This is a genomic window from Gemmobacter caeni, from assembly GCF_003054195.1.
Taxonomy (GTDB): domain Bacteria; phylum Pseudomonadota; class Alphaproteobacteria; order Rhodobacterales; family Rhodobacteraceae; genus Gemmobacter; species Gemmobacter caeni.
This window is the reverse complement of sequence record NZ_QBKP01000012.1, coordinates 133,529-156,656: the sequence shown is the minus strand read 5'-3', so window position 1 is coordinate 156,656 and position 23,128 is coordinate 133,529. Positions and strand designations below refer to the sequence as shown.

27 protein-coding genes and 1 pseudogene are annotated in these 23,128 nt (G+C 62.7%); 12 read left to right on the top strand and 16 right to left on the bottom strand.

Annotation, left to right across the window (positions count from 1 at the left end):
* Positions 1-145 precede the first annotated feature (145 nt).
* Positions 146-313, top strand: a pseudogene (locus tag C8N34_RS17700) (IS5/IS1182 family transposase); the annotation flags it as partial.
* 87 nt (positions 314-400) lie between these two features.
* Here C8N34_RS17700 and C8N34_RS17695 read toward each other — a convergent pair.
* From C8N34_RS17695 to C8N34_RS17670, 6 genes are all read right to left on the bottom strand, one after another.
* A complete protein-coding gene (locus C8N34_RS17695) occupies positions 401-1,141 on the bottom strand; it encodes a DUF1217 domain-containing protein (RefSeq protein WP_108129870.1) in 741 nt (246 codons plus the stop codon).
* Complete coding sequence (gene flbT / locus C8N34_RS17690; protein WP_054303116.1) at positions 1,138-1,542, bottom strand: flagellar biosynthesis repressor FlbT; 405 nt, start codon at positions 1,540-1,542, stop codon at positions 1,138-1,140. The genes C8N34_RS17695 and flbT overlap by 4 nt, the downstream gene beginning before the upstream one ends.
* Complete coding sequence (gene flaF / locus C8N34_RS17685; protein WP_108129869.1) at positions 1,539-1,916, bottom strand: flagellar biosynthesis regulator FlaF; 378 nt, start codon at positions 1,914-1,916, stop codon at positions 1,539-1,541. Before flaF ends, flbT begins: the two co-directional genes overlap by 4 nt.
* A gap of 70 nt (positions 1,917-1,986) precedes the next feature.
* The gene (locus C8N34_RS17680; RefSeq protein ID WP_054303118.1) at positions 1,987-3,192 is read right to left on the bottom strand and encodes a flagellin N-terminal helical domain-containing protein; all 1,206 of its coding nucleotides are present in this window, start codon (positions 3,190-3,192) and stop codon (positions 1,987-1,989) included.
* Between the two features lie 202 nt (positions 3,193-3,394).
* Positions 3,395-3,733, bottom strand: a complete 339-nt coding sequence (locus C8N34_RS17675; protein WP_054303119.1) for a hypothetical protein — start codon at positions 3,731-3,733, stop codon at positions 3,395-3,397.
* On the bottom strand, positions 3,723-4,007 hold the full coding sequence (locus C8N34_RS17670) for a chemotaxis protein chel (RefSeq protein ID WP_108129868.1): 285 nt from the start codon (positions 4,005-4,007) through the stop codon (positions 3,723-3,725). Before C8N34_RS17670 ends, C8N34_RS17675 begins: the two co-directional genes overlap by 11 nt.
* A 148-nt stretch (positions 4,008-4,155) precedes the next feature.
* On the opposite strand from C8N34_RS17670, the gene fliK reads away from it, so the two are divergent.
* Genes fliK through C8N34_RS17650 form a run of 4 tightly spaced genes read left to right on the top strand, consistent with a single transcriptional unit; the run spans position 4,156 to position 7,724 of the window.
* Positions 4,156-5,631, top strand: coding sequence for a flagellar hook-length control protein FliK (gene fliK, locus C8N34_RS17665; protein ID WP_108129867.1), 1,476 nt, complete (start codon positions 4,156-4,158; stop codon positions 5,629-5,631).
* A gap of 11 nt (positions 5,632-5,642) precedes the next feature.
* Entirely contained in the window at positions 5,643-6,290 is a 648-nt protein-coding gene (locus C8N34_RS17660) for a flagellar hook capping FlgD N-terminal domain-containing protein (RefSeq protein WP_108129866.1), read from the top strand.
* A 44-nt stretch (positions 6,291-6,334) separates the two neighbouring features.
* The gene (locus C8N34_RS17655; protein WP_054303124.1) at positions 6,335-7,189 is read left to right on the top strand and encodes a phosphotransferase family protein; all 855 of its coding nucleotides are present in this window, start codon (positions 6,335-6,337) and stop codon (positions 7,187-7,189) included.
* A complete protein-coding gene (locus C8N34_RS17650) occupies positions 7,122-7,724 on the top strand; it encodes a DNA-3-methyladenine glycosylase (protein WP_422387667.1) in 603 nt (200 codons plus the stop codon). Before C8N34_RS17655 ends, C8N34_RS17650 begins: the two co-directional genes overlap by 68 nt.
* Before the next feature lie 95 nt (positions 7,725-7,819).
* Here C8N34_RS17650 and C8N34_RS17645 read toward each other — a convergent pair whose 3' ends face one another.
* Positions 7,820-7,993, bottom strand: coding sequence for a DUF1328 domain-containing protein (locus tag C8N34_RS17645; protein ID WP_082400959.1), 174 nt, complete (start codon positions 7,991-7,993; stop codon positions 7,820-7,822).
* A gap of 245 nt (positions 7,994-8,238) precedes the next feature.
* Between C8N34_RS17645 and C8N34_RS17640 the strand changes: the two genes are divergently transcribed.
* Positions 8,239-8,601 (top strand): hypothetical protein, encoded by a 363-nt coding sequence (locus tag C8N34_RS17640; protein ID WP_145693633.1) that lies wholly within the window; start codon positions 8,239-8,241, stop codon positions 8,599-8,601.
* Positions 8,602-8,635: 34 nt separating this feature from the next.
* Here the strand turns inward: C8N34_RS17640 and C8N34_RS17635 are convergent, their stop codons facing one another.
* From C8N34_RS17635 to C8N34_RS17625, 3 genes are read right to left on the bottom strand one after another with little or no spacing between them, the layout of a single operon-like run.
* Positions 8,636-10,420, bottom strand: coding sequence for a sensor histidine kinase (locus tag C8N34_RS17635; RefSeq protein WP_108129864.1), 1,785 nt, complete (start codon positions 10,418-10,420; stop codon positions 8,636-8,638).
* Positions 10,417-10,989: an RNA polymerase sigma factor gene (locus tag C8N34_RS17630; RefSeq protein ID WP_054303128.1), complete on the bottom strand. Its 573-nt coding sequence runs from the start codon at positions 10,987-10,989 to the stop codon at positions 10,417-10,419. Before C8N34_RS17630 ends, C8N34_RS17635 begins: the two co-directional genes overlap by 4 nt.
* Positions 10,986-11,132, bottom strand: coding sequence for a NepR family anti-sigma factor (locus C8N34_RS17625; protein ID WP_108129863.1), 147 nt, complete (start codon positions 11,130-11,132; stop codon positions 10,986-10,988). Before C8N34_RS17625 ends, C8N34_RS17630 begins: the two co-directional genes overlap by 4 nt.
* 128 nt (positions 11,133-11,260) lie before the next feature.
* Here C8N34_RS17625 and C8N34_RS17620 point away from each other — a divergent pair, with 128 nt between their 5' ends.
* On the top strand, positions 11,261-12,070 hold the full coding sequence (locus tag C8N34_RS17620; RefSeq protein ID WP_054303129.1) for a response regulator: 810 nt from the start codon (positions 11,261-11,263) through the stop codon (positions 12,068-12,070).
* Between the two features lie 190 nt (positions 12,071-12,260).
* On the top strand, positions 12,261-12,749 hold the full coding sequence (locus C8N34_RS17615) for a hypothetical protein (protein ID WP_054303130.1): 489 nt from the start codon (positions 12,261-12,263) through the stop codon (positions 12,747-12,749).
* A 53-nt stretch (positions 12,750-12,802) separates the two neighbouring features.
* Here C8N34_RS17615 and C8N34_RS17610 read toward each other — a convergent pair whose 3' ends face one another.
* The 6 genes from C8N34_RS17610 to C8N34_RS17585 all read right to left on the bottom strand — a co-directional run bounded on the left by C8N34_RS17610 (position 12,803) and on the right by C8N34_RS17585 (position 19,555).
* A complete protein-coding gene (locus C8N34_RS17610) occupies positions 12,803-13,603 on the bottom strand; it encodes an ATP-binding cassette domain-containing protein (RefSeq protein ID WP_108129862.1) in 801 nt (266 codons plus the stop codon).
* Positions 13,596-14,465 (bottom strand): ABC transporter ATP-binding protein, encoded by an 870-nt coding sequence (locus C8N34_RS17605; RefSeq protein ID WP_108129861.1) that lies wholly within the window; start codon positions 14,463-14,465, stop codon positions 13,596-13,598. The genes C8N34_RS17610 and C8N34_RS17605 overlap by 8 nt, the downstream gene beginning before the upstream one ends.
* Positions 14,462-15,322 (bottom strand): ABC transporter permease, encoded by an 861-nt coding sequence (locus C8N34_RS17600; protein WP_108129860.1) that lies wholly within the window; start codon positions 15,320-15,322, stop codon positions 14,462-14,464. Before C8N34_RS17600 ends, C8N34_RS17605 begins: the two co-directional genes overlap by 4 nt.
* Positions 15,315-16,322, bottom strand: a complete 1,008-nt coding sequence (locus C8N34_RS17595) for an ABC transporter permease (RefSeq protein WP_108129859.1) — start codon at positions 16,320-16,322, stop codon at positions 15,315-15,317. Before C8N34_RS17595 ends, C8N34_RS17600 begins: the two co-directional genes overlap by 8 nt.
* 99 nt (positions 16,323-16,421) lie before the next feature.
* The gene (locus C8N34_RS17590; protein WP_054303135.1) at positions 16,422-17,942 is read right to left on the bottom strand and encodes an ABC transporter substrate-binding protein; all 1,521 of its coding nucleotides are present in this window, start codon (positions 17,940-17,942) and stop codon (positions 16,422-16,424) included.
* 44 nt (positions 17,943-17,986) lie between these two features.
* Entirely contained in the window at positions 17,987-19,555 is a 1,569-nt protein-coding gene (locus C8N34_RS17585) for a phytoene desaturase family protein (RefSeq protein ID WP_108129858.1), read from the bottom strand.
* Positions 19,556-19,667: 112 nt separating this feature from the next.
* Here C8N34_RS17585 and C8N34_RS17580 point away from each other — a divergent pair, with 112 nt between their 5' ends.
* The 4 genes from C8N34_RS17580 to C8N34_RS17565 are packed head-to-tail and all read left to right on the top strand — an operon-like array spanning position 19,668 to position 23,118.
* On the top strand, positions 19,668-20,459 hold the full coding sequence (locus C8N34_RS17580) for a cyclase family protein (RefSeq protein ID WP_108129857.1): 792 nt from the start codon (positions 19,668-19,670) through the stop codon (positions 20,457-20,459).
* Positions 20,460-20,463: 4 nt separating this feature from the next.
* Entirely contained in the window at positions 20,464-22,017 is a 1,554-nt protein-coding gene (locus C8N34_RS17575; protein ID WP_108129856.1) for a phytoene desaturase family protein, read from the top strand.
* Entirely contained in the window at positions 22,014-22,481 is a 468-nt protein-coding gene (locus C8N34_RS17570) for a MarR family winged helix-turn-helix transcriptional regulator (RefSeq protein WP_054303139.1), read from the top strand. The genes C8N34_RS17575 and C8N34_RS17570 overlap by 4 nt, the downstream gene beginning before the upstream one ends.
* A 46-nt stretch (positions 22,482-22,527) precedes the next feature.
* Entirely contained in the window at positions 22,528-23,118 is a 591-nt protein-coding gene (locus C8N34_RS17565; protein ID WP_108129855.1) for a VOC family protein, read from the top strand.
* Positions 23,119-23,128 lie beyond the last annotated feature (10 nt).

The window sequence follows — 23,128 nt, the reverse complement described above, 5'->3', positions numbered from 1 at the left end:
CGTCAGGCCGCCCGAAGAAGCCGGATATACATCAGCAATCGCGACCGCCGATCCAGAACCAAACAGACCGTTGCAATCAGGCGGGGTCCATATACCATCCACACATGGGTCGATACAACAATCCTGTTTCGACAATAGCCACCGCGGATATGATCGACGAGGCCGGGCGGAGACCAAGATGCACTGAAGCAAGTTGCTGGGGTAGCGCCTCTCCGCTCAGGACTTCGACCGTCGGGTTGCAGAGTTCCTGGTCCTTGGCGCTGTCCTGAACGGTTTCCCGGCTCTCGGCACGCCCATCACAGAGGTCGCAGGAGGTCTATCCAGGAATAAGGGAACTCCGTCCCTCACCAGATTTGTGCAACAGAGCCCGCAAAAGGCCTGAAATCAATGGGTCTGGATCCTAGCGCAACAAAGCTGCCCTGAGGAGATATTGTCGGAGGAGTTTGTCCTGACTTTCGGCGGTCGCGAACTGGGCCACTCCACCGGCCCCGAACATTCGTCTTGATCTTGATTTCAGGATGCCAAGCTGCTGGTCAATATCAAGCGCCCCGAAACTCGAGGGCAAGCCGAACGCGGTTTCAAAAATCCTCCGGAGCGGCGCCGATCCCATTATGCTGAACCATTTCGCATCTTCGCTCAATGGCCCTTGTGCTATTTCCGGCAGGGCGTGCTGTGCGTACAGCGCGACCCTCATATCCGCGTCAACCTCACCGACTGCGGCCTCAAAGCGATTGTCCCGATACCCTGCCAGAATTTCATCGGCAAAATTTGAAAGCTGTGTGCGGGGCGTGTTGAAATCGCCGAAACCAAAGGCCTTGGACATGGCCTTGTATTGTTTATTCGCCAATTTGTTGGACAAGGCGCCGGAGTTAAGCGTCCCGTCGGTCAAGACCTTCTGGATAAAGAATTTGCTGCCGATATCAGCCTCGAGACCGAAAGCACCCAGAGCCACTTTCAGTAGGCGATGGTCCGCGACAAGCTGCTCTGCGGTATGAATGTCGCCGATCCGGCTGCGAAAGTAGGCTTGGTCCCGCTGCAAAGCTGCATCTGCATTGAAGGCGGCCTTCTGCTTGTCCAGCGTTCTTTGCAGAAAGCTCCACCCCGCATAGCCAGAAAGCGGTATGATCGGGGCGAAGGTCATGTCGTCCGCGCGGCAAACAGCCGCTCTTCCCGTGGCAGAAGATGCCGCAGCGCCCGGAGCACATGATAATATTGACCATCCACAACCGCATCCGTCGCAGCGGCAAGGTGCAGCCGACTGTCGGGATCTGTCAGCACCTGGCTCAATTGCTCGATACCCCGAAGCAATTGCAGACGGGCTTCTGCCGCATCGGCATCTCCGGAAAGCACCAGTTGCGCGATGTAGCAGACCCGGCGCACCGGCGTCGTCACCTCTTCAGGATGAATCGCATCCCGCAGCCGCAAAATGTTTGCGTTGGGCGTCATGATCGAAAGGCGGGACCGACGATCCCCGTTCTCAATCACCGCCCCGTTGATGAGAACCCGTTCATGCGGGCCCAGCTTCAGCACAAGACCCGTCATGTGGCGGCCCTTTCTCCACGCAGCCCGCGCATGACCGATGTATTGATATCCAGCAGCACGGTAACGCCTGCTTCCCCGGCCAATACTTTGCGGCTATGGGACGCCGTGAATTCGTAAAGATAGAACAGGCGCGCCCGCAACGCCGGCGGCAAGGCATTCCCTTCCTCCGACACATCGGCGGCCAAGGTGCGCCACAGCACCAGATTGTCATGCAATGCCGCCGCAAAGGCCGGAAAATCAGTTTCGCGGCGCGTCACCGCATCTGAAAGCGCGCGCGTAATGCGTGCGAAGAGGTCGTATTCGTTCTGGCGATCCGAACGAACGGGCGTATGTGGGCTGCCATAAGCAACCCGTGCAAGCTGGCTGACGGTCACGGGGTGTCCTTTCGGCGGTGCGGGGTAATGTCAGGAAGCGGCGGCGCGGTTTTCCGCGCCGCCCCTGTCGTCAGCGGAACAGCGACAGGATGCTCTGCGGCGACTGATTGGCGATGGACAGCGCCTGCACGCCCAGCTGCTGCTGCACCTGCAGGGCCTGAAGCCGTGCCGACGCCTCCTCCATATCCGCATCCACCATGCTGCCGATCCCGGTCTTCAGAGAATCCGTCAGACTGCCGACGAAGCCCGCCTGAATGTCGATCCGTTTCTGCACAGAACCGAAATCAGCCGCCGCATTGATCGATGTCTGGATCATCCCTTCGATATTGCCCAGCGCCGCAGCCGCGCCGCCTGCGGTCGACACGTCAATCGACGACAGCGCCGACAGCCCGCCCGAGCCAGCATTCTTGAACTGTGCGCTGACCGTCAGATCATTGGTTCCGGCATTGGTGAACGCAAGCTGACCGGGAGAGCCGCTGTCATAATCCACCGTCAGACCGCTGACCCCCAGACTATCGATGGCATTCTTCAGACCGACCGCAACCATATCAGACGGCGTCGTCGCGCCGACATCGTCAGCCGTCACCGTATAGGTGGCGGTCTTCCCGCCGATGGTGACAGAAACACTGTCGCCTGCGGCGAAAGCCGCGCCGGAATCGTCGATTTCGATCATGCCGGTGCCGGTGCCGTTGTCGAGCTGGAACCCGGCGGTATCACCATTCGCGGAAACGCCGTCTGAAGTACCAAAGACGTTCTTCGCCGTATAGTTGCCCGCAGACAGATTTTGCGCAGTGACGGTGATGCTGGAGGCGCTGACGCCGCTGCCCGAACGATCCAGCGAGGCCAGAACATCGACCGTCGACTGCGACCCGTCAACAAGATTCAGGCCGTTGAACTGGGCCGCCCCGACGACCGAGGCGATCTGATCGCGCAACGCAACGATATCGGTCTGGATTTTCGTGCGGTCAACATTGTCTTCCTGGGCCGCGACGATCTTGCCTTTCATCTGGGTCAGCAGATCCGTCACGGTTTCAGCGGCTTCCCGCGCCACAGCCACGGTGGAAGAGCCAAGCGCCAGGCTGTCGCTGATGCCCTTGAAGCCCTCGACATCGGATTCCATCACCTTCGAAATCGCCCAGACGGCCGCATTGTCGCGGGCGGTGGAAACCGATTTCCCGGTCGAGATTTCCGATTGCACCTGATTGAGGTTGCTGTTGATGCCCTTCAGGGTCTGAAGAGCAACCATTGCGCTGGTATTGGTCAGAATGGACGACATGTCTTTTCCTTTCCTGAGCCGGCGCTTTGCGCCGGGCATAGTGCCGTCTGGCGGCGGGATCGGCCTTCTGCGCCCTACGGCCGCTTGCGCCTTGCCGTGCCATCCGCTTTCGGGATGCCCTTGGATTGATGCCCGCCAATCTCTAACACTTTGCTAAATCCGGCCGTCCATGAGGGCTGCAATATCCGGCATTTGATGCAGTTCAGAAGGATCGGTCCGTCTCCGGGGGCCGATGCGGGATTACCTTCCGGCGCCCGCCACTGTCATAGGTGCCAAAGGCCACCCTGGCGTCACGAATCTCGGCCATGCGCCGCAGGGCGCTGCGGATGCCCTGTCGGGTTGCCCGCAGCAGGGCTTCGTTCTCGTGTGCGAGGCGGCGCAATTCTGCACGCTCCGCAGGGGCGATCTGCCCCACAGCAGCCTGCAATGCCTGCCGCAGTTGCCCCTCCTCTTCGACAAGCGACAGGATGTCTCCCGAAATCAGGGCCTGGCGGATCGCCTCCAGCCGCAGTCGCACATCGGAAGCCACATCATTCGCCATTGTCCACCCCCCGCCGCATGGCATCTACAAAAGCCTGCCCGAGCCGGAGCCCGCCGCGGGCAACAAGTTTGCGCGCGTATTCGTCTCGCAGGAACGAGGCAAACTGCGCCTCACCCGCCCCGCCACCAAATGCCGATTCGGTGGCAAGAAGGCCCGAAAAGCCCAACATTTCTGAAAGAAAAGCCGATTCGAGATCAGCCGCGCGTGCCTGCAATCGCGCTTCAGGGGCAAGTCCGGGCCGCACGACACCGGCCCGGATCGTGAGATCTGTCATCCGCTTCTCCTTGTGTTGGATTTTCCCCAAGGCTGCGGCCTGCCGGTAAACATCCGGTAACTCGTTGCGGCAATAACCGGAGATAGATCGAAAACGTGAGGCCCCGGTGATTCCTCCCCTTTCCTTGCCCGGAGTTGTGCCCCTGCGAATGGGCTACCCCCGCGACGCCGAGGGGGCAGAGATTGCCTTTGCATCGCTTCTGGAGGTCTTGAACAGGCCGACAAATAAAGAGCGGCAGCCTGTGTCAGCCGCAGAAGCGACTGTCACAGCCGGGCCGGTCTGCCCCGACGGCCCGCCTCCGGTTGCACAACTTCGTCCGGAATCGCACCTTCCCGACGCCACCGCAGCAAAGCCAGAGGTCACGGGCTCAGAATCGCATGATGATTCGACCCCTGCTTATGCGCAGCGCCGAGTCGGAGCCTCTTCTGAAGCACCGGATTTCGACGTTCAGGTGACGGAGGAAATATCAAACCTGCCACCCATGGCTTATGTGGACTTTCTTCATACGAGCCAGCCCGCAGGGCCTGAGCCTGTCGATGCGACGGACCCCACCGCCGCAGAAGAAGCCACAGAGGATAGCCCCTTTGAAACACCCCCTGCCTCGGGCGCTCTCAAACGGAGTTCGCACGAAAATCTGTCTCATGTGGCGAAGCCAGCTCCGTCTGCCAGTCTGCCCGATGATGCTTCCCCGCCGCTGCTTATGAGGGCTGATGCTGAGGCGCGCACGGGTCAAGCGATCCCGCGCCATCTGCCGCCCGATCTGCCCGAACCGCAGCAGATGGCCACACGTTCGTTTCAGGATGCCGCTTCAGAAGCAGGTTCGGCGCAGCCCGTCAAACCGTGCCTGCCTTTGAAGACACCGTCGAAAGATGCACCACAGACTTTACCTCCCCTTCAGAAGCACCTGATTTCCCTGAAAGAACATCTTCCTCAGCTTCGTCTGGCGCTGAGAGAAGTACCGGAAAAGTTGCAAGGAAACGCTCCTCCTGCGGATGGCCTGACCCAACAGGCCAATACTTTGCTCGACAGTGTTACGCCGGATGAACTGGCCAAGAAGGATGGGACCGCGCATCAGAACCTGCAAGAACCCGCCGCAGAACCGGATATTTTGCGCATCCCTTCCTTACCGGATCGCACCCACTCCGATGCCCGGGATGTGATACTGCCGGACTCCCCACCACGCCCGCACCGACAGCTTGCTCTGCCCCATCTGTCGCCCGCACTGGCTTCACCGGATGGGGCCATATCGCCACAGACAGAACTGGACGACGCGGGCGGAGGGAAGGGGATCATGTTGTCGCTGGCACCCGAAGAGCTGGGTCATTTGAAACTGACATTGCACAGTGAGGGCGACCGCATCCTGGCGCAAATCCGGGCGGAACAACCAGACACTCTGGAGCTTTTGCGCCGCAACGGCGAACAGCTGTTGGCCGAGTTCAGGGCGGCCGGTTTTCGACAGGCCGAAATGCAGTTCGGCCATTGGACCCAGGACCAGCCCAACGCCCGGTCAGATCATCCGGCGAATGAACCGGGCGTTTCCCATCCGGTTGTTTCGGAACCGGAATCTGCCGCGCCACCTGCCTTGCTCCGGTCACCCGGCAAGGGTCTCGACCTCAGATTGTGAAAGGACGGAACATGGAGATTACCCAAACCGGTACCGGAACCTCCGCGCGGAGCGTTCCGTCCGGCAGCAGCCTCAGTTCAGATTTCGATACTTTCCTGAAGATGCTGACCACACAGATGAAAAATCAGGACCCGCTGAACCCGATCGACAGCGGGGATTATGCGGTACAACTCGCCACCTTCTCGGGTGTGGAACAGCAGACCAGGACCAACCAGTTGCTCGAAACCATGCAGGCCCAGTTCGGACTGCTGGGTATGGCGCAAATGTCGGGGTGGGTGGGCCATGAAGCCCGTGCCGAAATGCCGATGCAGGTCGCGGCGGGGGCGCCGGTATCGCTCGCACCGAATCCCGCGCGTGGCGCGGATCGTGTGGTTCTGGTTGTCATGGATGCGGATGGCACCGTGGTGAACCGTGTCGATCTGGCGCCCGACACGACCGAACTGGACTGGACGCCAGTTGATGTGGAAGGTGCGCCACTTCCGGACGGGACATATGATGTCTCACTTGAAAACTATCAGGGCGAAACCCGGCTCGAGCCCTCTCCGGTCGAGGTGTATGGCCGCATTCTCGAGGTTAGGGGGGGCACTGAGGGGTTGATGCTGATGATGGCCGGAGGCGCCGAAATTCCGGTCAGTGCGGTGACGGCCCTGCGTGAATGACACCGTCTTGCCTGCCAGGCGATTGCGCCCTAGCTTCGCGCGCCATGAACGTCCTGCCTGCTTCGGCCCCTGTTGCCCCACCCGAGGCCGCGCATATCTGCGCGGTGCTACCGGCTTTGGTCGGGCAGAAATGGCATCCTCTGGAAGGCGGGCGGGTCAACCGGGTCTGGCGTGTCGGCGCTCTGGTGGTCAAACAGCACCGCCCAGCGGCGGCCTCTCCGCTGTTTCCGAACGACGCCACCATCGAATATGCGATGCTGGAGGCGTTGCGCGGGACGGGCCTCGCCCCGACGCCGGTCGCAGGTGGCGCTGACTGGCTGGCATACCGCTTTGCCGTGGGGCAGACATGGCAAAGCGGTGCGGCCGGGGTAGGTGCTCTGCTGGCACGGCTCCATGCAACCCCGGCCCCGCAGCTTTCCCTGCGCCGAACAGCTTCGGGCAGTGTGGCGCTGCTGGCGGAACTGCGCCAATGGCCACGACTACGAAACCTACCGCCCCTGCCGGAAGTGGCCGTAACAGAACCAGCCCCCGCCCGCCTGCTGCATGGCGACCCTGTGGCCGGGAACATCCTCGTGCGGGGCGGAAACGCCCTTTTGATCGACTGGCAATGTCCGGCCCTGGGCGACCCGGTTGACGATGTTGCCTTGTTCCTTTCACCGGGCATGCAGCATCTTTACCGCGGGTATCCCCTGTCCACTGCGGAAGTGGCCGCCTTTCGCGAAGGATATGCGGATGCCGGTGTGCTTGCCCGCTACGACCGGCTCGCACCGCTTCTGCATTGGCGCATCGCGGCGCATTGCGCATTGCGGGCCGGACATGATCATCCCGGCTATGCCCTGGCCTTCGATCTGGAGTGTCAGGCCTTTCTCGGCAAACGCCATGACCTTCCGTCCCGGTGATTTTGCACTCCCAGCGCCAGAAGTGGCGCGACGGCTGATCGGCTGCCGTCTGATCATCGGGAGGTGTCGGGGCATGATCTGCGAGACCGAGGCCTATACACACGATGATCCGGCTTCGCACAGTTTCAGGGGCCGGACACCGCGCAATGCGGCGATGTTCGGGCCTGCGGGACATGCCTATGTCTACCGCAGCTACGGCATTCACTGGTGCCTGAATGTGGTCTGTATGGAGGGGACTGCCGTGTTGTTGCGCGCCATCGAACCGCAGGACGGGCTGGAGGAGATGCGGCAGAGACGTGGCGACGTGCCGGATGCCCGGCTGGCAGCGGGGCCGGGGCGCCTGGGTCGGGCCCTGGGGATTGGCCCCGCACTGAATGGCAAGCCGTTCGATCACCCGGAATTCTCCATCCTTCCCGAGAATCCGCCCGGTGAGGTGGTGGCAGGTCCGCGCATTGGTATCAGTCGGGCGAAGGAAAGACCTTGGCGCTTTGGCTTACGCGGCTCTGCCTCGCTCAGCCGCCCGTTTCCGGAATGACCTGTTTTTCAAAATGACCAGGGGCCGCATGACATCATGCGGCCCCTAGTCTTGTCGAAGGTTCAAACATGCCCCTCAGCGCAGCTGGCCCGTCCTCAGACCGGCGGACGCCCCCGCAGCGCACGGGCGATCATCGCCACGACGAAGAGGATGATGAAGACGATGAAAAGGATCTTGGCGATCCCGGCCGATGCACCCGCGATGCCGCCAAAACCCAGCGCCGCGGCGATCAATGCAACAATCAGAAAGGTAAGTGCCCAACCAAGCATGATCTTCTCCTGTGTGTCCGGTTTCCGCCTTTCGGCGCTTCCGACAGATCAACGCGACAGGGGCAATCCGGTTCCATCACGGCGCATCCCCGCAGGAAGTGCCCGTTTCGCCCCCAAAAGTCACAAGTTTCTTGACACTTTTGTCACAACCCGTTCGCTTGTATGGAACCGACCTGCCGCGTTGAGGTTTTCATGATGACATTCTCTGCTTCAGAACCGGCCTGAACGACCAGAACGGGATTACCATGCCTTTAAGACGTGCCCTTGTAGCCTTGCTGATCGAGTTTGAAACAAGCCTCGATGAGATGGAGGAAATGCAGGCACGCTCACCCACGCCGCTGCTATACAGTGTTCTCGTGCGCCGCCGTCGTGCGGCGATGACCCTGCGCAGCCGTCTTAGTCGCAATGATCGCCCGCGCCGCCGCAAGCCTGCCGCCGCACCTTCGAATGCGGCACAACTGGTGGCCCGCGAAACCGAGTTGTTGCGGCTTTTCGACATCGCGCTGGCGGAAGTTCGGATCGAACCGGAACTGGCCCCGCTTCTGCGCAGCCTGCGGGCCGAGGTTGAACAGGCGCGCATCTCGTTGCGGCAGCTCGGCAGCAACTGACCGGGCAACGGCAAGGCCCCCGGTCAGCCGCTTTTCAGACCACTGCACGTTCTTCCGCTTCGGCAAGCGCATTCGGGGAAAAGGCAAAGCGCAGGGCAAACTCCGTCTCGCCATGCTCAACCTCCACCCGCGTACCAAGCTGGGCGGCAAAGGCTGACAGCAGGGCTTCGCCCAGCCCCGTGCTTTCCGCGGCGCTGTCCGGCGACGGCGGCGCGCGCAGGGCCTCGGGTGCGACGCTGTTGACGATCTCGACCTCCGCACGCGAGTCGGCATCACGACGCAGAGCCACACGCAGTTCGGGCCGTTGCCCCGAGGGGGCGGAAGCGTATTTCAGCGCATTGGTCAACGCCTCGGTCACCAGCAGCGACAGGGGAACGGCCTGATCCGGGGTCAGACGGATATCGGCGAAATTCGTCGTGACCTTCAGCGGCTCGCCCGGCCGGCCTGCCATTTTCATGATCTGCGTCACGATGCTTTGCAGCAGTTCATCGGCGCGAATATCCGTCAGCCCGCTGGTCTGATACAATTCACGGTGAATGGTCGCGAGGCTCATCACCCTGTCCTGCAAACCGCGCAGCAATCCCTTGCTTTCGGCGCTGCGGGCCTTGCGGATCTGCATGTTGATGATCGAGGCGATCAGCTGAAGGTTGTTCTTCACCCGGTGATGCACCTCGCGCAGCAGGACCTCCTTCTGGTGAACCATGTCCTCCAGTTCGGCCTCATCATGCACCACGCTTTCCATCATGCGCTCGACCGCGATACCCACCCGGCGCAACTCGCTGGGGGCACCGTGCAGATCAAGCTCCGGCAGGCGGCGGTTGCCGTCGGCGAAAGCTACGATGGAATCGCGCAGGGTGCGGATATGGCGCAGCACCTGATGCTCGGCGGCAAGTTGCGCCACCAGAAGGCTGGCCAGCCACATCAGCGCGGGGAACACCACAATCGGAATCGAGGTTTCAACGATCATCGCATCGGTCACGGTCACCGGCCAGTTGCCGAGAAGGAATAGACTGCCTTCGGCGATAGGAACAACCGCAAACACGCTTTGCCGCCCCGACATCGCGCTGCCGGAAAAGCTGTGCGGCAGGCCGTCAGCCAGATCCGACAGCGGAACAGAGACCGGCAGCATGGTTTTGGCCTGATCCAGCGACAGGCTGGAGGTCAGAATCTCGCCATCGGCGTCGAACGTCATCAGGGCGTTGGGCTCGGAACCGGCACTGAAGGCCCGCTCGCCCAGCGACTCATACCGCACCACCTGATGCGGCAGCGACAGGGCGGCAAGCCCGATCACCTTGTTGTCGGCATCATGCACGGGATGCAGGAACACCAGCACGCTGGTATTGCTGATCGAGCCATGGGTCCGCAGCCGCATGGTCGGCTTGTCCAGCTTCATCGCATCGCGCAGATCCTGCCGGAAGCTCATGTCGCGATCGCCCTGTGGCGAACAACTCACCTGAAGATTGAGGTCGATGAACCCCGCGAAGGTGTAGATACGGTTCTCCTCAAGCTCCAGAAAGCGCTGCATGACGGCCCGGCAGTCCGCCGGATCTTTCAGCATCGTCGGCAGGGCAACGGCCAGACCGGCAACCGCGCCCTGGCCCCGCATGATCCGCTCCACCGTCGGCACCGCCGCCTGCATGGTCTGCCCCATGACGGCGGCCTCGGTTCGCGCTGCGGCCTCGCGCTGGTACTGGCGGATCTGTACATAGCTCAGGATGGCGAGAGGCATCAGTACGATGCCGAACATCACCATCAAGCGGAAGCCCAGCCGCGACAGGATCGCAAGACGCCGGCGCACCAGCCCCTGTATGTGCATCATGCCGCCTGCGTGCCCGACCGGCTGAGAACCGCAAGCGTAGCGCCGCTGTCACCCGCCAGCACATCCTCGCCCGGCTCCATCCCCAGAAGCTGCGCCAGACGGTTGCGCGCACGGCTTGTGCGGCTTTTCACGGTGCCGACAGCGACGCCCATCATTTCAGCCGCTTCCTCGCAGGAATAGCCATTCGCCCCGACAAGGATCAGCACCTCGCGATGTTCGTCCGAAAGTTCGTAGAACGCCCGAGTGAAATCCGCGAAAGCCAGCCGCCCGTCGTGATGCGGCTTGTCGAACAGGGTTTGCGCATGCAGACCGTCGGGGTCTGCCACCTCGCGCTTTTTCTTGCGCCGGTCCGAGAAGAAGGTGTTGCGAAGGATAGTGAACAACCAGGCCCGCAGATCGGTCCCGACAGCGAACTTGTCGATGTTCGACCAGGCTTTCACGATGGTGTCCTGCACCAGATCGTCGGCCTGCGAGGGGTTGCGCGTCAAAGAGATCGCAAACGCCCGCAACGCAGGAAGATGGATCAATATCTCTTCCCGCGGATCGCTCGCTCCGGTGGCGCTGTTCATTTTTCGCGCTCCTTTGCCTTGAGCTGCTCAAGCAACTGCACGAAACGGTCCGGAACCTCTTCTTTCAGCGTCTCTTCGTAAACACGCTTCAGGTTCTCGTCGATCTGCTGTTGCAGACTGGATTTGCGGGGTGCGTTGTTCATCTGTTCATCATGCCTTCAGGACAGCCTCATGTCATAGAGACATTCATGCGGATTCTTTGGAACCAAACGCCGTGCGAAGCGTTTGGTTCCCGAAAAAAGCAACTGCTTGTCACATCGGGGAGCATTGAATGACTGACCTGGCAAAAACCGATCTCGCCGCGGCGGTAGGGGGCAGCCTGCCCTACCTGCGCCGCTATGCGCGCGCCCTGACCGGAAGCCAGACCAGCGGCGACCGTTTCGCCGCCGCCACGCTGGAAACCCTGCTTGAAGACCTGTCGCCGCTGGAATCCGCCTCCAGTGTGAAAGTCGCGCTGTTCCATGTTTTTCACCTCGTCTGGGCCAGTGCAGGTGCGCCGGTGGGCGAGGCGGACAGCCCGCTCGCCGAACGGGCGCAGCGCCATATGCGCGACCTGACCCCGAATTCGCGCGAGGCGCTGCTGCTGTCGGTGATCGAGGGCTTTTCGGCCGATGAAATCGGTAGCATCCTGCGCGTCTCTGCGAAGGAAGCGGCCGAACTGGTCGCCATTGCCCTGCGCGAAATGGAAAACTCTGTCTCGGGCCGCGTGATGATCATCGAAGATGAGGCGATCATCGCCATGGACATCAAGGATATCGTCACTGATTGCGGGCACGAGGTCACCGGCATCGCCCGCACCCGGACCGAGGCCGTGGCCCTTGCTGCCCGCATCCAGCCGGATCTGATCCTTGCGGATATCCAGCTTGCCGACAATTCGTCGGGGATCGACGCGGTGAACGAAATCCTCGCCTCGGGTGAACAGATGCCAGTCATCTTCATCACCGCCTTCCCCGAACGGTTGCTGACCGGCGAGCGGCCGGAACCCGCCTTCCTGATTACCAAACCATTCTCGGAAACGCAGGTGCGGTCGGCCGTCAGCCAGGCGATGTTCTTCTCATCCACGGAAACCCTGCGCGCCTGAAAGGTGCTGCGGAGAGGATCTCAAGAAGGGGGCTTCGGCCCCCTTTTTACTTCTCCCGATTATATGGCTGCCTGCGCCGCACCCGGCAGAATCGATATTTCGCGATTTTTCTGGAACCGGGATCGACGAACGCGCGTTGTCACACCAGAAGGCAGGAAAGAAATTTCTGCGCTTTATCATGAGGTTGACAATGAAAGTGTTCCATATTCTCGCCCTGTCCACCGCTCTGGCCCTGCCGGTCTCCGGCATGGCTCTGGCTGACGCCAAGCCGATCAAGGCGGTCGAGGTTGAAACCGATGTCGCCGCAATCGCCAATCCGAAAGCGGCCGAATATTACGGCAATCTGGCAAACGATCTGCAATCGGCCATCCTTGCCCGCATTCAGGACCGCGTGGCCGACAACGGGCTGACCGTCGGTGTCGACATCGACGAAGTTTCCCTGGCCAACAGCTTTCAGACCGCTGTCGGCGCGCAGGATTCCGTGCTGAAAGGCATGGTCCGTCTCCACGATGCAGAAGGCACCAACATGGACGCCTATGAAATCGCCGTGTCGCTGGAAATGGTGAACAGCTTCCTGCCCGAAGGCGCCGTTGCGATCACCAGCATGACCGACGCCCCCGAACACTACAAGGCGCTGGTCGACGCCTTTGCCGATACGGTGGCCAAACGCCTGCCCTGATCGGAACGGGTTTGTAACCAGTATGCCCCCGCCTGTGGCGGGGGTTTTTCGTTTCAGATCCACCGCTGATCCGGGTCGGGCAGCGGAATTGCCTCAAGCAGTTCGCGAGTATAGGCCGCCTGCGGATCGGCAAACAGTTCGGCGGTCTGCCGCAGTTCCACGATCTCGCCGCGATACAGCACCATGATGCGGTGACAGAGTCTGCGGATCACGCTCAGGTCATGGCTGATAAAGGCCAGTGTCAGCCCAAGTTCGCGCACCAGATCCTCCAGCAGCCGCAGGACCTGCGCCTGGCTCGAAACGTCCAGCCCCGAGACGATTTCATCGGCCAGAATGAACTCCGGCTCCAGCGCGATGGCACGGGCGATCCCGACGCGCTGCCGCTGCCCGCCTGACAGTTCGTGCGGATAGCGCTGCGCAAAGCCGCGCGGCAGGCCGACGTGGTCCAGCGCCTGCACCACCCGCGCCTCCACCTGATCGAACCCGTGCAGGCGCATGGGGCCTGCGATGATCTGGCCGACCCGATGCCGGGGATTGAGACTCGACATCGGGTCCTGAAAGATCATCTGGAACCGCCGCCGGTGCGGGCGCAGCGCCTCCTCTCCCAGATGAGTAATGTCCTGCCCGTCGAAGCGGATGCTGCCGCCCGAGGGCTCCAGAAGCCGGATCAGCGCCCGACCCAGCGTCGATTTTCCGGAGCCGGAGCCGCCGACAATACCGATGATCTCGCCCTTGGCGATTGAAAAGCTCAGCCCCCGAAGCACCTCGATCCGCGGCGCCGCGCCCAGCAAAGGTTTTCGCGTCATGTCGGCCAGCGAGAGGCGCAGATTGTCCACCGTGTAAAGCTCAGCCATGATGCGCCTCGTCATAAGCGGCGATCTCGGCCCGCAGGCGGGCAATGATGGCCTCCGGCACCGGGGTCAGCGATCCTTCGGGATCGGTGTATTTCGGCGTCGCCCCCAGCAATGCGGCCGAATAAGGATGCGAAGGCGCGGCAAAGAAATCGCGCACCGTGCTCTGTTCCAGAATGCGGCCAGCATAAAGCACCGACAGGCTCTGACAGACCTTCGACACCACGCCAAGATCATGCGTCACGAACAGAAGCGCCGTGCCATGCCGGGCCTGCATTCCCGCGATCAGGCGCAGGATCTGCTTTTGCACCGTCACATCCAGCGCGGTGGTCGGCTCGTCGGCTACAATCAGCTTGGGCTCTGCCGCGAAGGCGCTGGCGATCAGGATACGCTGCCGCATTCCGCCCGAAAGCTCGTGCGGATATTGCCGCATCACCCGCGCGGGGTCGTTGATCTGCACCTCGCCCAGCAGATCCAGCGCGCGCGCCTCCGCCTCGGCCCGTTTCCAGCCCAGAATATCCACCAGCCGGTCCGTGATCTGCGGCCCGATCCGACGCGAGGGATTCAGCGCGGTCAGCGGGTCTTGCGGGATCAGCGCGGCCAATCCGCCCACCCGCTTGCGCCGCGCAGCAGGCGGCAGCGCCAGCAGATCCACGCCATCCAGCCAGATCTCGCCGCCCGCGATCTCTACCGCGCGCGGCAGGATGCCCAGAACGGCCTTGCCGATCATGCTTTTCCCCGCACCGCTCTCGCCCACCAGCCCGTGCACCTCGCCCGCGCTGACCTCCAGCGAGACATCGCGCAACAGCGGCGCACGGTTGTCGCGCAGGCGCAGCGTCAGGTTCTTCACAGACAGAAAGCTCATCGCAGCACCGGGTCAAAGCGGTCCTTCAGCCCCTCGCCCAGTTGCGAGAAGGCCAGAACGGTGAGGAACAGCGTGATCAGCGGGAAAACCAGCACCCACCACGCCTGATAAACGCTGGCGCGGCCCTCGGCGATCATGCCGCCCCATGTGGGATCGTCGGTGGAAATCGACAGGTTCACGAAGCTCAGGATCGCCTCGACGATCACCGCAATGCCCATTTCCAGCGTCAGCAGAACAACGATGGTCGGCAACACATTGGGCAGGATTTCCCGCAGCATGGTGCCGATGCGCCCGCGCCCCGCCACCTGCGCCGAGGCGACGTAATCCATCGCCCCCTGCGCCATGGCTTCGGCCCGGACCACGCGAGCAAAGCGCGTCCAGTCAATGATGACGATGGCAAGGATGATCGAATGCAGCCCCGGCCCGATCACCGCAATCAGCAGGATCGAGAACAGCACCGGCGGAAAGGCCATCCAGATGTCAATGAGGCGCGAGATCACCAGATCGACCCAACCCCGCAGGAACCCGGCCATCAGCCCGAGAGCCGAACCTATGATACAGGTGATGCTGCCCGCCACCAGCGCCACCACCAGCGCCAGACGCGCGCCATAGATGACCCGGCTCAGCACATCGCGGCCAAGGCTGTCAGTGCCCAGCCAGTAACCAGCCTCGGCGCCCTTTTCCCAGAACGGGGGCAGACGGGTCAGGAACAGATCCTGCGCCAGCGGGTCTTGCGGCGCCACCAGCGGCGCGAACACCGCCGCGAGCAGCAGAAGCGTCAGCCAGCCCCCCGCCAGCCAGAGCCGCGTCCCTATCCGGCGCTTCACCGCACCGCGGCCATCGGTCAGATCAGCCATGACGCAACCTCGGGTTCAGGACGGTGTAAAGCAGATCCACCACCAGATTGACGGCGGTGAAGATGACCGCGAACAGGATCACGATACCCTGGATCAGCGGCAGATCGCGGTTGATCACCGCATCAATCGCCATGTTGCCTAAGCCCTCGTAGGAAAACAGCCGCTCCACGATCACCGTGCCGCCGATCAGGAAGGTGAACTGCACGCCGACCAGCGTCAGCGTCGGCAGGATGGCATTGGGCAACGCCTCACGCGTGATGACGTGGTTCTCGCCATAGCCCTTGGTCCGGCTCAGCGTGACGTAATCGAGATGCATGGTTTCCTTCAGGCTCTGCTTCAGCAACTGCCCGATGATCGCCGCCAGCGGAATGGCCAGCGCCAGCGCGGGCATCAGCATATGGCTCACGATGTCGGCCCAGAGGTCAAAGCGCAGCCGGAACAGGCTTTCGAACAGGTAAAACCCGGTCGTGAACGGCAGTTCCAGCGACGGCGTGACGCGCCCCGAGATATGGAAGACCGGCATCAACACCCCGAACAGCAGGATCAAGGCCAGCCCCCACAAGAAATCCGGCACCGAAAGCGCCATGCCATTCGCCACGTCGATGGCGCCCTCGGCCTTGGTGCCACGCAGCCGCGTGCCGGTCAGCGCCGCAGTGCCACCGATGGCCACCGCCATTACCAGCGCCATGATCGAAAGCTCCAGCGTCGCGGGCAAACGACCCAGCACCAGATCCAGCACCGGCTGGCGCGTGGTAATCGAAGTGCCGAAATCACCGTGCAGCACGCCCTGAACCCAGATCAGGAATTGCGCCGGGATGGATTTGTCCAACCCGTAAAGCGCGGTCAGCCGCGCCACATCCGCCTCGGTCGCACCCGGCGGAAGCATCATCGCCACCGGATTGCCGGGCACCACGCGGATAACGACGAAGACGATCACGGCCACCCCGATCAGGGTCACCGCCGTCGTGCCGATCCGCGCGATCAGTTTCTGCCAGAACACATGCTTCTCCCGCCCACGCCCGAACGCGGCCCGCTTTCATCTTGGTTCAAATATCCCACAGGGGGTGTGGGGGACGTGAAGTCCCCCACGGCCGACGGCTCAGCCCCGCGTCATCAGATGCGGCAAGAGCGCGCCCGAGGCATGGGGCACAACCTTGACACCCGGCGCATGCAGGATCGGCTGCACATATTGCAGCAGCGGAATGACCAGCGCATTTTCGGCGATGTAGCGATCCACCGCTTTCCAGCCTTCGATGCGCTTGGCCTCGTCCGCCTCACCCCAGAGCGGCGCAATCTTCTCGATCAGATCAGCACCGTCCCAGACCGAATGCGGCGAGGGGCCGAACATCGCAAAGCCGGTCGAGGTGGTCGGATCACCCACCGAATTGCCCCAGTTGTAGAAGGCGGCGGGGGCAAGCTGGTCGGCGGCACGCAGTTCGTAGTGCTTGGCGATCTCGTAAACCTCGATCTCCGCCTCGATCCCCACCTTGCGCCACAGGCCGACGATGGCCTGCACCATCTCGTAATCCTTCGGCTTGAAGCCCTTGGTGGTCTGGATCTTGAACTTCACCGGATTCTCCGGGCTGTAGCCCGAGGCCGCCAGCAGTTCCTTCGCCTTCTCCGGGTCGTAGCCAACCTTGATGGAGGGGTCATAGGCCTCGTATTCCGGGGTTTGCAGCGTGTCGATGGCAACGCCATAGCCCGAAAGCAGCCGGTCGATGATGGTTTGCTTGTCAATGGCCAGTGCGGCGGCCTTGCGGACATTCGGGTCCAGCATCACGTCGATATCGTTGAGGAAGATCATTCCGATATCGGAAACCGGCGTCGCCACCCCGGCCAGCGGGCCGTTCTTCAGCCGGTCATATTCCTCATAGGGCATTTCCAGCGTGACGTGGGCATTGCCCGATTCCACCTCGGCCACGCGGGCGGCGGAATCGGTCACGAACTTGATCGTCACCGTCTTGAACTCGGGCGCGCCACCCCAATAGGCCTCATTCGCTTTCAGGCGGACATAGGCGTTGCGCTCGAATTTCTCGACCATATAGGGGCCGGTCCCGATCGGCGCGGCCTCGAAGCCCTCGGCGCCAACCTTTTCGTAATAGGCTTTCGGCAGCACATAGCCGGTCAGGAAGTACATCCACTTGAAGATCGTCGGGTCGAACTGCGCCACATCGGCGATGACCTTGTTGCCCTCGACCCGGTGGTTCTTCAGCGTGCCCCAGACGAACTGGATGGGCGAGCCGGTATCGGGGTTCGCCACACGGGCGAGGCTCCAGGCCACGTCCTCGGCGGTGAAATCGGACCCGTCATGCCATTTCACGCCCTCGCGCACGGTCATCCAGACCTGCGTGCGGTCGTCGTTCCAGCCCCATTCCGTCAGCAGGCCGGGGGCGGGGCTGAGGTCGGGCTGTTGCAGGATGTACTGGTCGAACACCGACTGGTAGATGCCCTGGATCGTCGGGTTCACCGCCGAGGGGCCGACGGTCGGGTCCCAGCTTGGCAGAGTGACGTTATAGGCGATCACCAGTTCATCGATGGCGGCCAGCGCGGGAAGGCCGGTCAGCGAAAGCGCTGCCCCGGCGGCGGAAAGCTTCAAAAGGCTGCGACGGTTGAGATTCATGGTTTTCCCTGTTGGTTGATGGCTTTGTTATTGTTTTTATGTCGTTATTTTCCGGCGAGTTTCTGTGCCAGAAGAAAGCCCGATCCGGCCCCGGTTCCCGCGCCGGGCCAGACGGCCGCGCCGGTAAGGAACAGGTTCCGGATCGGAGTTGACCCGTCCGCATGGGATCGGACGGGGCGGAAGAGGAAGTTCTGACTCAGGTGGTGGCTGCCGCAAATCTGATCGCCGCCGACCAGATTGGGGTTTTCCGCCTCCAGTTCGGCCGGGGTGACGATGCGGCGCGCGAGAATCTTTGACCGGAAGCCCGGCGCATAGCGTTCAAGGATGTCCAGCGCACGCTCGGCAAAGGGTTCCGCCGCCGTGGCCCAGTCGGTCGCGGCGATCTCACCCTTGGCGTCGCCCCGGATGGTGCCCGGCGCCATGCGGACCTGAAGCCAGATCACATGCTTGCCCGCCGGTGCACGGGTCGGGTCTTGCCCGGTCGGCTGGCCCACCACGAGGATTGGCTCATCCGGCAGAAGCCCCGCCTGCGCCTGTTGGTAGGTCCGCGCCATCTGATCAAGCGAAGGCGCCAGATGCACATAGGCGAAATCACGCAGCGCGCCGCCCGCTGCCCAGTCAGGCAGGTCACTGGCAGCGATATGGATCATCATCGTGCCCGGCGCATGGGCGTAATCGGCCATCGCCCGGTCAAAGCCCGGCTCGGTGCCGCCGGTCAGCTTAGGCAAGGCGCGCGGCGCCACCCCGGCGACCACCGCCCGCGACGCGGTGAAGCGACGACCGTCCGCCAGCGTGATGCCGGTCGCCTTGCCGCCCTGATGATCAATCCGCGCAACACGGGCGCCGGTTTCCACGATACCGCCTTTGGCACGAATCATCGCCACCATGGCACGGATGATCGTATCCGCCCCGCCGCGCCCCAGCACCATCCCGAAGGCCTGACCCGCCATCCCCTCCAGATAGGGGAACAGCGCACCGCCCGACACATCGGGGGCGAAATCCAGATGCATGCCCCAGGCGCCCAGCATCGCCCGCACCTTGGGCGAGTCAAAGGTGCGGTCCAGCCAGCGGCGCGGGCTTTCCAGCAGAAAGCGCCCCATGTCCAGCGTGCCGCCGACACCCTTGGCGCGAATCGTTTTGAACATGAACGATGCAAGTGCATACATATTCATGCGACGACCAAGCAGACCGAACAGATGCGGCGCCTCAGCCCCGAAACCGGCCACAAGCTCTTCCCATCGCTTTGCGTCGGCAGGCGATTCCGCCCCGATCCGCGCCAGCGTCTGCGCCATATCGGTACTGACGCCCAGCCATGTCCCATCCGGGAAGGCCGAGGCGAAGGGCCGCGAAACTGGCACGAATTCAAGACCATGGACCTGCAATTCCGCGCCGTATTGCTTGAAGAAGGCAGAGCCTGCGAACAATGACAGGTTCATCGCCGCCCAGTCATGCCGGAACCCCGGCAGCGTATACTCGCCGGTCTTTACAGCTCCACCAGCCATCGGCGCCTGCTCAAAGACGCCGACTTTCCAACCTTTAGCCGCCATATGCACGGCTGCGGCCAGCGCGTTGTGACCCGCGCCGACCAGAATGACATCGAGGCTTTCCGCCATCGTTCTTTGCTCCCTGTCTGACAATGATATTTGCAAATGCATGTAAATCTGTCTAGAGTGATTCTCATGCGATGACCGCCGCCAGATGCGGTCGCCATTCAGGGAGATAGCGATGACTTCTCAGGCTCTTCTGGGCCAGCTCGGCCAAATGATTCTGTCGGGCGGGATCGACGTTGTGGACTGCTCGGGCGTGCTGGGCCCGGAAACCCCGCTTCTGAAATTGCCGCCGGAACTGGCCAAGGATACGCCCCCGATCAAGATTCACCGCATCAGCGAATATGATCAGGACGGGCCGTTCTGGGCCTGGAACTGGCTGGAACTGGGCGAGCACAGCGGCACCCATTTCGATGCGCCGCATCACTGGATTACGGGCAAGGATTATTCCGACGGCTATACCGACACGCTGGACGTGCAGCGCCTCATCGCGCCGGTCAACGTGCTGGATTTCAGCAAGGAATGCGCCGAAAACCCCGACTTCCTGCTGACCATCGACCATGTGAAGGCCTGGGAGGCCACCCATGGCGAGATCAAGGCAGGCGAATGGGTCGTGCTGCGGTCTGACTGGGATCGTTTCGCAGATGACGAGGCGAAGTTCCTCAATGCCGATGCGACCGGCCCGCATACGCCGGGGCCGACCGCCGAGGTCATCGACTATCTGATCGCCAAGGGCATCGTCGGCTGGGGCAGCCAGTGCATCGGCACCGATGCGGGTCAGGCCGGTGGCATGAACCCGCCCTTCCCGGCGCATAACCTGCTGCACAAGAACAACCGCTTCGGTCTCGCCTCGCTTGCCAATCTCGACAAGCTGCCCGCGAAAGGTGCGATCCTGATTGCAGCGCCGCTGAAGATCAAGAACGGAACCGGCTCGCCTATCCGCGCGCTGGCGCTGGTGCCGAAGGCGTAACGCCATGGCGGTCGATCATGTCATTATCGGATCGGGCATCAATGCGCTGGTCGCGGCGGCGCTGCTGTCGCTGAAGGGCGACAAGGTGCTGGTGCTGGAACGCGAGGACCGCATCGGCGGCTGCCTGCGCACAGACGAACTGATCCCCGGTTTCAGCCATGACGTGATGGCCGCCACTTTCGTTCTGTTCATGACATCCCCGGCGGGGGCCGCGCTTGGCCCCCACCTTGCCCGGCACGGGATGGACTATTGCCATTCCCCGCACCCGACCGCCGTGCTGCGCCCCGATGGAGAGGCGCTGGTGCTGGCGATGGACCGGGCCGAGAATATCCGCCGTTTCAACGCCCTGGCGCCGGGTGACGGCACGCGCCATGGTACTGATGTCGGCGCGATCGAGGCCGATGCACCCTTCCTGTTCTCGCTGCTGGGCGGTGATCTGTGGTCCTGGCCCACGCTGAAGCTGATGTTCGGCCAGGTGCGGCGGCGCGGGCTGAAGGGCATGGCCGCATGGTTCGGCAGCGCCCTTGCCCCGGCGCGTGGCTGGCTGGAAACGCAGTATCAAAGCCCGCTGGTGCAGGCGCTTTGGGCGCCCTGGGTGCTGCATTGTGGCCTGACCCCGGAAAGCGCCTATTCCGCCCAGATGGGCAAGGTCATCGCCTTCGCGCTGGAAGCTGCGGGCGCCCCCATCGTGAAGGGCGGCGCCGGACAAGCGGCCGAGGCATTCCGCAAGCTGATCGAGGAAAAGGGCGGCACGCTCCGCACCGGCGCTGACGTGGCCCGCATCCTCACTGCCAACGGCCGCACAACCGGCGTGCGGCTGGCTGATGGCGAGGAAATTGCGGCGAAGAACGTGCTCGCCTCGGTCACGCCGTCGCAGCTTTGGGGCCGCCTGCTGGACGCCCCGCCTGCCGAGGCCGAGGCCACCCGCGCCTTCCGCCATGGGCGCGGCGATTTCCAGCTGCATTTCGCGCTGGACCGCGCGCCGGAATGGCTGACGCCCGGTCTGGATCAGGTCGCGCTGATCCACCTCAGCGACGGGATCGACGCGGTGTCGCGGTCGGCCAACGAGGCAGAGCGCGGGCTGCTGCCCGCCGTGCCCACGATCTGCGTGGGCCAACCCTCGCAACTGGACCCGAGCCGCTGCCCGGATGGCAAGGCGGTGCTCTGGCTGCAAATCCCCGACGCGCCGCGCGTCATCAAGGGCGATGCGGCGGGGGAAATCACCACCGGGGCCGACTGGACCGAGGCAACCCGCGAAGCCTTTGCCGACCGGATCGAGGCGATCCTCTCGCTTCACATCAAGGATTTCGCCGCGATCAAGCTGGCACGCCGCGCCTATTCCCCCGCCGATCTTCAGGCGATGAACATGAACCTCGTCGGCGGCGACCCCTATGGCGGCAGTTGCTCCATCGACCAGTTCTTCCTCTGGCGCCCCTTCGCGCACAGCCCCGGCGCTTGCCCCATCAAGGGACTCCATCATATCGGAGCCTCGACACATCCCGGACCGGGCCTTGGCGGCGGATCGGGGTTCAACGCGGCAAAGAGGCTTGGTGCATGAGTGATGATGAAACCCTTCCCCGGCTGGGCGAGATCGGGCTGACGAATTTCGCCCCCTATCTGATGAACCGGATCATGGGCCGGTATAACGCGGGCTTCCGTGACGAAATGGCGGCACTGGGCCTGACCACGCCGAAAGCGCGGGTTCTGGCTTCGTTGGCGGTGGTGGACGGTCCGGTGATCCGCGATCTGGCAGTCTATACCGTGACCGAGCAAAGCACGTTGTCGCGGGCACTGGACCAGCTTGCCACCGAAGGGCTGGTGCGGCGCGAGGCCGACCCGCAGGACAGCCGCGCCACCCGCATCTTCATCACCGATGCAGGTCGCGCCGCCTTCGACAGCCTCTGGCCCCATATGGTCGAGGCAGAGCGTAACCTCTTTCGCGGCATCCCCGACAAGGACCGCCGCGCGTTTGTCGCCACACTTCAGCAGATACTGGCGAACATCCGCAAACACGAATTCTGAGGCTGCCCGAAGAAGCGGCCCGTTCACCCGACAGGAGAAGTTAGGAATGAAATTCGCCGCTCTCGCCGTCGTCTCTGCCGCGCTTGTCGCGGCTTCAGCCAGCGCCGAACCCCTGCCCGGCATGCGTGGGGTCAACCATATCGGCCTGACCGTGCCGGATCTGGCAGAGGCAGAGACCTTTTTCACCGATGTTCTGGGCTGCCAGAAGGCAATGTCCTTCGGCCCGTTCCGTGACGATACCGGCTCTTTCATGCAGGATCTGCTGAACGTCGATCCGCGCGCGGTGATCGAACAGATCACGCTTCTGCGCTGCGGCTTCGGCTCCAACATCGAGCTGTTCAAGTATACCGCACCGGATCAGGCCACCGTCACGCCGCGCAACAGCGACATCGGCGGGCATCACATCGCCTTCTACGTCGATGACATCACAGCGGCGGCCGAGGATCTGAAGGCCCGTGGCATCCGCACCCTGATGGGCCCGCTGCCTGTCAGCGAAGGCCCGGCGGCGGGTCAGTCGATCCTGTATTTCTATGCGCCCTGGGGTTTGCAGATGGAGCTGATCTCCTTCCCGCAGGGCATGGCCTATGAAAAGGACGGTGGCCCTGTCCTGTGGTCGAACACCGAACCTTCCAAGTAAGAACGGAGAG

What these genes read in the sequence shown, in the direction of transcription:
- C8N34_RS17695 (WP_108129870.1), bottom strand. Translation starts at nt 1,141, where the DNA reads ATGACCTTCGCCCCGATCATACCGCTTTCTGGCTATGCGGGGTGGAGC.
- flbT (WP_054303116.1), bottom strand. Translation starts at nt 1,542, where the DNA reads ATGACGGGTCTTGTGCTGAAGCTGGGCCCGCATGAACGGGTTCTCATC.
- C8N34_RS17680 (WP_054303118.1), bottom strand. Translation starts at nt 3,192, where the DNA reads ATGTCGTCCATTCTGACCAATACCAGCGCAATGGTTGCTCTTCAGACC.
- C8N34_RS17675 (WP_054303119.1), bottom strand. Translation starts at nt 3,733, where the DNA reads ATGGCGAATGATGTGGCTTCCGATGTGCGACTGCGGCTGGAGGCGATC.
- C8N34_RS17670 (WP_108129868.1), bottom strand. Translation starts at nt 4,007, where the DNA reads ATGACAGATCTCACGATCCGGGCCGGTGTCGTGCGGCCCGGACTTGCC.
- fliK (WP_108129867.1), top strand. Translation starts at nt 4,156, where the DNA reads ATGGGCTACCCCCGCGACGCCGAGGGGGCAGAGATTGCCTTTGCATCG.
- C8N34_RS17660 (WP_108129866.1), top strand. Translation starts at nt 5,643, where the DNA reads ATGGAGATTACCCAAACCGGTACCGGAACCTCCGCGCGGAGCGTTCCG.
- C8N34_RS17655 (WP_054303124.1), top strand. Translation starts at nt 6,335, where the DNA reads ATGAACGTCCTGCCTGCTTCGGCCCCTGTTGCCCCACCCGAGGCCGCG.
- C8N34_RS17650 (WP_422387667.1), top strand. Translation starts at nt 7,122, where the DNA reads ATGCCCTGGCCTTCGATCTGGAGTGTCAGGCCTTTCTCGGCAAACGCC.
- C8N34_RS17645 (WP_082400959.1), bottom strand. Translation starts at nt 7,993, where the DNA reads ATGCTTGGTTGGGCACTTACCTTTCTGATTGTTGCATTGATCGCCGCG.
- C8N34_RS17640 (WP_145693633.1), top strand. Translation starts at nt 8,239, where the DNA reads ATGCCTTTAAGACGTGCCCTTGTAGCCTTGCTGATCGAGTTTGAAACA.
- C8N34_RS17635 (WP_108129864.1), bottom strand. Translation starts at nt 10,420, where the DNA reads ATGATGCACATACAGGGGCTGGTGCGCCGGCGTCTTGCGATCCTGTCG.
- C8N34_RS17630 (WP_054303128.1), bottom strand. Translation starts at nt 10,989, where the DNA reads ATGAACAGCGCCACCGGAGCGAGCGATCCGCGGGAAGAGATATTGATC.
- C8N34_RS17625 (WP_108129863.1), bottom strand. Translation starts at nt 11,132, where the DNA reads ATGAACAACGCACCCCGCAAATCCAGTCTGCAACAGCAGATCGACGAG.
- C8N34_RS17620 (WP_054303129.1), top strand. Translation starts at nt 11,261, where the DNA reads ATGACTGACCTGGCAAAAACCGATCTCGCCGCGGCGGTAGGGGGCAGC.
- C8N34_RS17615 (WP_054303130.1), top strand. Translation starts at nt 12,261, where the DNA reads ATGAAAGTGTTCCATATTCTCGCCCTGTCCACCGCTCTGGCCCTGCCG.
- C8N34_RS17610 (WP_108129862.1), bottom strand. Translation starts at nt 13,603, where the DNA reads ATGGCTGAGCTTTACACGGTGGACAATCTGCGCCTCTCGCTGGCCGAC.
- C8N34_RS17605 (WP_108129861.1), bottom strand. Translation starts at nt 14,465, where the DNA reads ATGAGCTTTCTGTCTGTGAAGAACCTGACGCTGCGCCTGCGCGACAAC.
- C8N34_RS17600 (WP_108129860.1), bottom strand. Translation starts at nt 15,322, where the DNA reads ATGGCTGATCTGACCGATGGCCGCGGTGCGGTGAAGCGCCGGATAGGG.
- C8N34_RS17590 (WP_054303135.1), bottom strand. Translation starts at nt 17,942, where the DNA reads ATGAATCTCAACCGTCGCAGCCTTTTGAAGCTTTCCGCCGCCGGGGCA.
- C8N34_RS17585 (WP_108129858.1), bottom strand. Translation starts at nt 19,555, where the DNA reads ATGGCGGAAAGCCTCGATGTCATTCTGGTCGGCGCGGGTCACAACGCG.
- C8N34_RS17580 (WP_108129857.1), top strand. Translation starts at nt 19,668, where the DNA reads ATGACTTCTCAGGCTCTTCTGGGCCAGCTCGGCCAAATGATTCTGTCG.
- C8N34_RS17575 (WP_108129856.1), top strand. Translation starts at nt 20,464, where the DNA reads ATGGCGGTCGATCATGTCATTATCGGATCGGGCATCAATGCGCTGGTC.
- C8N34_RS17570 (WP_054303139.1), top strand. Translation starts at nt 22,014, where the DNA reads ATGAGTGATGATGAAACCCTTCCCCGGCTGGGCGAGATCGGGCTGACG.
- C8N34_RS17565 (WP_108129855.1), top strand. Translation starts at nt 22,528, where the DNA reads ATGAAATTCGCCGCTCTCGCCGTCGTCTCTGCCGCGCTTGTCGCGGCT.